Annotated in this window: 6 protein-coding genes; 3 read left to right on the forward strand and 3 right to left on the reverse strand. The window is 73.6% G+C overall.

The genetic code is table 11. The annotated features are described in order from the left end of the window. The first annotated feature begins 29 nt into the window (after positions 1-29). On the forward strand, positions 30-1,586 hold the full coding sequence (locus ACFWJ4_RS20405) for an APC family permease (RefSeq protein ID WP_380545763.1): 1,557 nt from the start codon (positions 30-32) through the stop codon (positions 1,584-1,586). Between the two features lie 88 nt (positions 1,587-1,674). Here the strand turns inward: ACFWJ4_RS20405 and ACFWJ4_RS20410 are convergent, their stop codons facing one another. From ACFWJ4_RS20410 to ACFWJ4_RS20420, 3 genes are all read right to left on the reverse strand, one after another. Then, the gene (locus ACFWJ4_RS20410; RefSeq protein WP_380545790.1) at positions 1,675-2,682 is read right to left on the reverse strand and encodes an LLM class flavin-dependent oxidoreductase; all 1,008 of its coding nucleotides are present in this window, start codon (positions 2,680-2,682) and stop codon (positions 1,675-1,677) included. Positions 2,683-2,753: 71 nt separating this feature from the next. Beyond that, on the reverse strand, positions 2,754-3,449 hold the full coding sequence (locus ACFWJ4_RS20415; RefSeq protein ID WP_380545765.1) for a DUF2269 domain-containing protein: 696 nt from the start codon (positions 3,447-3,449) through the stop codon (positions 2,754-2,756). Between the two features lie 159 nt (positions 3,450-3,608). After that, the gene (locus ACFWJ4_RS20420; protein WP_380545767.1) at positions 3,609-4,802 is read right to left on the reverse strand and encodes a peptidoglycan-binding protein; all 1,194 of its coding nucleotides are present in this window, start codon (positions 4,800-4,802) and stop codon (positions 3,609-3,611) included. Between the two features lie 358 nt (positions 4,803-5,160). On the opposite strand from ACFWJ4_RS20420, the gene ACFWJ4_RS20425 reads away from it, so the two are divergent. Beyond that, positions 5,161-6,507, forward strand: a complete 1,347-nt coding sequence (locus ACFWJ4_RS20425) for a DUF6271 family protein (RefSeq protein WP_380545769.1) — start codon at positions 5,161-5,163, stop codon at positions 6,505-6,507. After that, positions 6,504-7,001 (forward strand): GNAT family N-acetyltransferase, encoded by a 498-nt coding sequence (locus ACFWJ4_RS20430; protein ID WP_380545771.1) that lies wholly within the window; start codon positions 6,504-6,506, stop codon positions 6,999-7,001. Before ACFWJ4_RS20425 ends, ACFWJ4_RS20430 begins: the two co-directional genes overlap by 4 nt. Positions 7,002-7,212: the final 211 nt, after the last annotated feature.

A 7,212-nucleotide genomic window follows, 5' to 3' on the forward strand; every position in this document is an offset into this window, starting at 1 on the left:
CATTCGCACGACCTCAGGAGAGCTCCCCCATGAACCCGCCCTCCGACGCGGCCTCCTCCTCCGCGCTCCGTCCCCCCGGCTCCGCTGCCGCTTCCGGCTCCGCCACCTCCACGTCCGCCTCCCCTGGCTCCCCGGGCTCCCCCGGCGGCTCCGGCGGCTCCGGCGGCCTGGGACGCGGGGTGCTCGGTACCGGCGACATCGTCTTCTTCGTCGTGGCCGCCGCCGCGCCGCTGACCGTGATGGCCGGCGTGGCACCGTTCGCGATCTCCTTCGGCGGCATCGGCACGCCGGTCGCCTACCTGGCCACCGGCGTGGTGCTGGCGCTCTTCGCGGTCGGGTTCACCGCCATGACCGCGCACATCCGCAACGCCGGCGCCTTCTACGCGTACGTCACCCGCGGCCTCGGCCGGGCGGCCGGGCTGGGTGCGGCGCTGCTCGCGGTGCTCTCGTACAACGCCATCCAGATCGGGATGTTCGGCGCCTTCGGGTTCTTCGCCCGCACCACCGCCGCCGACCTGCTCGGGCTGGACCTGCCCTGGCCGGTCTGGGCGCTGTTCGGGGTCGCGGTGGTCTGGTTCCTCGGCTTCCGCTCGATAGACCTCGGGGCCAAGGTGCTCGGGGCGCTGCTGATCGCCGAGACCGGCATCCTGCTGGTGCTCGCGGTGGCGGTGCTGGTCAAGGGCGGGGCGCACGGGCTGAGCCTGTCCTCGTTCGCCCCCGAGCACGTGTTCTCCGGGGGGATGGGCGGCGTGCTCGGACTCTCCTTCGCCGCGTTCATCGGCTTCGAGGCCACCGCGATCTACCGTGAGGAGGCCCGGCGGCCGCACCGGACCGTGCCGCGCGCGACCTATGCCGCGATCGCCTTCCTCGGCCTCTTCTACACCTTCGTCACCTGGATGATCGTGCAGGCCTTCGGCGACACCGAGGCCGTCGCCGCCGCCACCGCCGACCCCGCCGGGATGTTCTTCACCGCGATGACCGACTACGTCGGCGGCTGGGCGACGGAGGTGCAGCGGGTGCTGATCGTCACCAGCCTGCTCGCGGCACTGCTCGCCTTCCACAACACCATCACCCGGTACGGCTACGCGCTGGCCAACGAGCGGGCCGCCCCGGCCGCCCTCGGCCGGATCCACCCGCGCCACGGTTCGCCGTGGATCGGCGGCATCGCGCAGTCGGTACTGGCGGCGGTGGCCGTCGGGGTGGCGGCGCTGATCGGGGCGGATCCGTACAACCAGTTCTTCCTCTGGGTGAACTCCCCCGGGGTGGTGGGCATCCTGGTGCTCCAGGCGCTGGCCGGCCTCGCCGTGTTCGCCTTCTTCCGCCGCAACCGGGCGGCCGCCGCGAGCGCCGGGGTGTTCCGTACGGTCGTGGCACCGCTCGCCGCCACCGTGCTGCTGTGCGGGGCCACGGCGCTGGTGGTGTGGCGGCTCGACCTCTTCACCGGCGCCGGCCCGGAGGTCAACTGGCCGCTGGTCGCGATCGTGCCGGTGGTCTTCCTGATCGGCGTCGGGATCGCCCTGCGGCTGCGGGCCCGACGGCCGGAGGTGTACGCGCGGCTCGGGACGACCGAGGCCGACGCGGGCTGAGCCGCGGGCCGCGGGCGGGCGCCGGTGACGACCGGGCCCCACGTACCAGCTCCGACCCGGCCCTCGATCCGGACCGACCCTGGCCTGGTCAGATCTGGCCGACGGCCTCGGCGAGGAGCCGGTAGGAGTCGAGCAGCGCGGTGCGGTCGTAGGTGCTGGTGGTGACCAGGAACTCGTCCGCCCCGCTGCACTCGACCAGCTTCGCCAGCTCGGCGGCGGCCTGCTCCGGGGTGCCCGCGATGTGGCCCTTGAGCGACTGCTCGAACGCGGCCCGCTCCCGGGCGGTCATCGCCCGGGCCCGGATCTCTGCGGCGGAGGTCAGCGGCGGGAACTCGCCGTGGGTGCGGGAGTACGCGCCGGACCAGGCCTCCGGGACGAGCAGCTCGCACGCCCGCTCGGCCGTGTCGGCGACGGCCACCGTGCCCGAGACCACCACGTATGGCTCGGGGGCCTGCGCGGAAGGACGGAAGCGGGCGCGGTAGCGGTCGATCGCCTCCAGCATCCGGTCCACTCCGCGCGGGGCGGCGATCACCAGCGGCAGTCCCGCGTCGGCGGCCAGGTCCGCGCCCGTGCCGGTGGCCAGGACGAAGGCCGGGACGTGCAGGCCTTCGGCCGGCCGGGCGTGGACCCCGCGGTTCGCCGGCTGCGAGCCGTCGAAGTAGCCGAGCAGTTCGGCCAGCTGGGCACCGAACGCGTCCGCGGCGTCCTTCTCCCGCCCCAGCGCCCGCCGCACACCGTCGGTGAAGCCCACCGAGCGCCCGAGCCCCATGTCGATCCGCCCCGGGAACAGTGCGGCCAGCACCCCGAACTGCTCGGCCACCACCAGCGGCTGGTGGTTGGGCAGCATCACCCCGCCGGTACCGACCCTGATGCGCGTGGTGGCGGCCGCCACCGCCGCGGCGAGCACGGTGGGCGCCGACCCGGCCACCCCCGGCACGCCGTGATGCTCGGAGACCCAGAACCGGTGGTAGCCGAGCCGCTCCACCTCACGGGCGAAGGCCACGGTGCTCCGCAGTGCCTGGGCCGGCTCCTCGCCCTGTCTGGTCCGGGAACGGTCGAGCACGGAGAGCCTGGTCGTGGGCGCGGCAGTGGTCACGTCGTTGGACAACGCCTGCGCCCCGCACGGGCATTCCCCGTGCGACCGGGCCGCGGCCGACGGCCTGCCGGTCAGTCGCCCGCTCCGGGTATTCGGCCCGGACGGGTGTCCGTGGCCTCGGCCGCAGCCTCGGCCCTGACCGGGGCCGGTGCCGGTGCCGGGGCCGTGACCTTGGCCGGGGCCGTGACCTTGGCGTGGGCCTGACGGCGGCCCCAGGGCTTGTACACCGACAGGATCACGTTGAACAGGTAGAGCGTCAGCGCCACCGCCGGAACGATCACCGTGTTGTAGCGGACGAAGCCGAGGTCCGCCACCGTGATCGGGCCGGTCGGATGCGCGTCCACCACCCGCACCGCGTCGTGCAGCCGATCGGTGAGGGCGAGGACGGAGGCCGTCATCGCCCCGAGTGTCAGCCAGAACTTGGTACTCACCCAGTAGTACCGGAACAGCCCCCAGGACGTGCCGAGCCCGAGCGCCACCCCGCTCAGGAAGGTGAGCAGGCTCAGCGGCAGGATCAGCGCGTCACCGAGCAGGCCCATCGCCCGGTAGGCGGTGCGCAGCCGGTCGGCGTCCCCGGTCGTCAGGGCCGTCACCGCCAGGGTGAGCAGGCAGAGCATCAAGGCCAGCCAGCTCACCGAGGCGACGACGTGCAGGACGACCAGCGGTTTGCGCACCGCCGACGGCAGGCGGCGGCCCCCGGACGCGGGTGTCGTCACCCGCCGTGGCGTCGGTTCGGACGCCGCGACGGCGCCGGTGAGCGAGCGCACGGGTACCTCCTTCGAGTCGGGGTCACCAGGACGGCCCCAGGCTCTCCCGTCCCTGCCTCATCCGGCATCTGACGGAGGAAGTAACCTCGTCTACTCCCGAGCGAGTACACAGCCTCGGCGCGGCACCGGCCACGCCTCCCCCGGTAGCAGCACCGCCCCTCAGTCGGTCACCGCGAACCCCTGCGCCGCGCCCAGCCGCTGCAGCGAGGCCGGGCCGGGGATCCCGTCCGCCGCCCCCGCCTCGTACCCGCAGCTCCGCTGCCAGGCCGCGTACGCGGAGACCGTCCGGCTGCCGAACGAGCCGTCCACCCAGCGCTGGTCGAGCAGTCCCTCGTCCACGAGCGCCTGCTCCACGATGGCCGCCTCGGCCGGGTAGGTCAGGTGCCCCTGCTCGGCCCCCGGGTCGGTCCGGGCCGCCTCGATCACGTGGGCCACCGAGACCGTCCGCTGCCCGGGCAGGTAGCCGAGCAGGCGGCGCAGCGAGCCCGCGCCCGGGACGCCGTCCGCCGCTTGCCCGGAGTAGCCCAGACTCCCCTGGTAGTCCGCGTAGTTCTCGGTGTCCGCGTCCGTCCAGTTCGGGCCGGGGCCGGAGCGGTAGTGGTCGCCGAAGCCGTGCGCGACCAGCGCCCGCCCGACGGCCGTCACCTGGTAGCCCTGGGCCCCGTAGCCGTACGCCAGGCCGTTGATGCTGACCTGGTAGCGGGCGGGCGCGGCGGGGGGCACCGGGTGCTGCTGGGAGGGCGGGATGTCCGGGGAGCCGGGCCCGGCCGTGAATTCGGGCCAGGAGCCCGGGTCGGTGTGGTCGTTGTAGGGCACGTGGGCGTGCGCGTACCAGCCGCCGAAGGCCTCCCAGGTCCGCTCGTCGCGGTGGCCGGAGAAGTCGGTGGGCCGGCCCATCGGCCAGATGTCGGGCACACCCCAGGAGGAGATCCAGGCGTGGATGCGGTCCCAGCCCGCGCAGGGGGTGTCGACCAGCCGCGGGTAGACGCCGCCCTGGTAGCGGCAGTAGGGGAAGAAGACCGCCTCGATCTGGATCACCACCCGCCCGGCCCGGTTGGTGCGGGTCGGGCTCTCGGCGGGGCTGAGCAGGCTCTTCGAGCGGGAGTCGGCCGGGAACAGCTGCGCCGTGCGGCCGGTGAACGGGTCCCAGACCAGGTGCGGCGCGCTGCCGGCGCCGCTGCCGGTGAAGTAGCCGACCAGGTCCTCGTAGGGGCACCAGTCCTGCGGTGCGGCGGCGGTCGCGTTGCGGTCCCAGGTGATGTGGGCGATGGCCTTCGGCGGGTACTGCTGATCGGTCGGCGCGTGGTCGCCGAGGTCGTGGATCTCGGCACCGGGCAGCCACGGTTCGGGCATTGCGGGCTCCTCCGAACGGCGTAAGGGCATCACTTCCGGTATCGGCAGGTACGGCTCGCGGATTGACCCCGGCGGCGCAAATGCCCGGCGGTGAACCCCCCGTACCCGTCCGGACGTTCGACTCTGCAGGGGGCGTTCGCCCCCGCGTGCGATTCCGGCGCCCGTGCGGGGGCGGTGGATCGCGCGGGAGGGGGCGTATTGCACCCCGTCGGGGCGCCGCTGTCAATCGTTGACATCAAAAGTGGTCTAGTCCACGGTAGTCCGGCGGACCGGCACCAGCCCGCGCCCGGGGCCTCCCGGTGCGCCCAACTGGCCTCCGTGGAACCGAATCTGACGATCCGATGGAGAAATCCGCACCATGCAAAGAGTCTGCCTCGCCCTGCCCACCATGCGGCCCTGCCCCGACACCATCGCGGAACTCGCCGAGGAGGCAGCCTACGCCGTCGCGACCTTCGGGGTCGAGGTGCACCTCCTCGTCCTCGACACCACCGACGCCGTCGGGTTCGCGGAGAACGCGGGCGCCGTGGCCGCGCTGGAGCCGACCCCCGGCGTGGCCGTCCACCACCTGGGCGAGGCGGGGCAGCGGGAGTTCCTGCGCCGGGTGTCCGAGCGCTCCGGCGCCGCCGACCCCGAACTGCTGCTCGACCTGATGCTCCCGCGGGCCGTCGCGTACGGTTCCTGCGTCAACCGGCTCTTCCTCGGCGCGGCCGCCCTGGGCTGCACCTCCGCGCACCTGCGCAACGACGACGCCGACTTCCAGGTCGTCGACGGCCGGAAGGTCTTCCCGATCCACCACGAGCTGCTCTCGATCGGCCGCCCGGCCGGCGAGGCGGTGGCCGGCGTGTCCCGCTCCGAGCTCGACCCGGCCGACGCGGACAAGCCGGTGATGCTGGTCAGCGGCTCCTTCATCGGCGAACTCAACGTGGACATCAGCGAGATCCACGAGATGGACCCGGCCGTCTACCGCGACGTGGTGCGCCTGTGGACCCCGCCGGTGTGGTCGGAGGAGGAGAGGGACGCGATGGTGGACGTCTCCTTCAAGGGCGCCGGCTCCGAGCCGTTCAGCACCGACGAATCCGTCCTCGGCGTGCCCGACATCTGGGACGTCTACATGTGCAACATCGCCCTGGACCACCGGGCCTACGAGGTGCTGCCGCTGCTGCCCTCGATCGAGACCATCGGCAGCGACTACGCCCTGCTGCACGCCATGGTCCACTCCCGGCTGCCCGGCGTCGTCCACAACCGCCACATCGTCAACTACTACACGCCCGAGCGCCGTACCGGCACCGGCTTCGTCTCCTACCAGATGCGGTTCGTCAAGTTCCTGCTCTCGATGCTGTACCTGTACCCGGTCTACGGCGGGATGATCGACCTCGGCCGCGGGCTGCTGGACGAGCGGCACGGGCTGAAGGTCGAGCCGATCCTCGACCTGGTGCGGGGCAGCGTCGACTGGGACCCGGCCGGGAACGTGCACTGCCTGGACGTCCTGGACCGCTCCTACCGCAAGCTGGGCGGCAAGTACGCCGAGCTGGCGGACGTGGTGGCCGGGCAGCGGCAGCAGCTCCTGGACGAGGCCCGGCAGGACGCCGAGCGGTGGGCGGTGCTGGTGGAGGCCTGGGCGCCGATGGTGGCCGCCGCCCGCGCGGAGGGGCTCGACGCCGGCAGGGACGGCACGGACGCCGGCAGGGAGGCGCCGGCTCGGTGAGCGAGGACCTCCGGATCCGGCAGCTGGCCGACGACGACTGGGACGCCGTGGTCGCTCTGGAGCACGACGCCTACGCGGCCGACGACCTGTCCGAGGGCCGGGAGGCGCTCCAGTCGCGCGCCCGCAGCTCGCCCGGCACCTGCTTCGTGCTGGAGCAGCACGGCGTGGTGCGCGGCTACCTGCTGAGCCTGCCCTACCCGCCGCTGCGCTGCCCGGACCTCAGCCGCCCGGAGGAGCAGGCCTTCCGCTCGACCAACCTGCACGTGCACGACCTGGTGATCGCCGAGGACCTGCGCGGACGGGAGGTCGCGCTGGGCTTCATCCGGCACTTCCGGGAGCACGCGAGCGGGCAGGGCTACGAGCGGATCTCGATGGTCGCGGTGCGCGGGGCGGACATCCTGCTGCGGCTGCTCGGCTACCGGGCGCACCGGGAGGTGCCGGTGCCCGCCTGCTACGGGCGACGGGCGGTGTACATGTCGATGCCGGTGCGCTGACCTGCGCGGATACGCGGACGGATGATCACTCGTTCGGCCTAGTTCGACCGGCGAAGATCACCCCGTCGGGTGAAGCTGGTGGCGGGGGGGGGCCCCCCCCCCCCCCCCCCCCAACCCCCCCCCCCCCCCCCCCGCCCGCGGGGGGGCGCCGGGTAGCGGCCCGCGGGACCCGGGTAAACACCCCCCGGGGGGGGGAGGGCCCGCCCCGGGC

This window comes from Kitasatospora sp. NPDC127067, assembly GCF_042724755.1.
Classification (GTDB): domain Bacteria; phylum Actinomycetota; class Actinomycetes; order Streptomycetales; family Streptomycetaceae; genus Kitasatospora; species Kitasatospora lactacystinica.

What these genes read in the sequence shown, in the direction of transcription:
- ACFWJ4_RS20405 (WP_380545763.1), top strand. Translation starts at nt 30, where the DNA reads ATGAACCCGCCCTCCGACGCGGCCTCCTCCTCCGCGCTCCGTCCCCCC.
- ACFWJ4_RS20420 (WP_380545767.1), bottom strand. Translation starts at nt 4,802, where the DNA reads ATGCCCGAACCGTGGCTGCCCGGTGCCGAGATCCACGACCTCGGCGAC.
- ACFWJ4_RS20425 (WP_380545769.1), top strand. Translation starts at nt 5,161, where the DNA reads ATGCAAAGAGTCTGCCTCGCCCTGCCCACCATGCGGCCCTGCCCCGAC.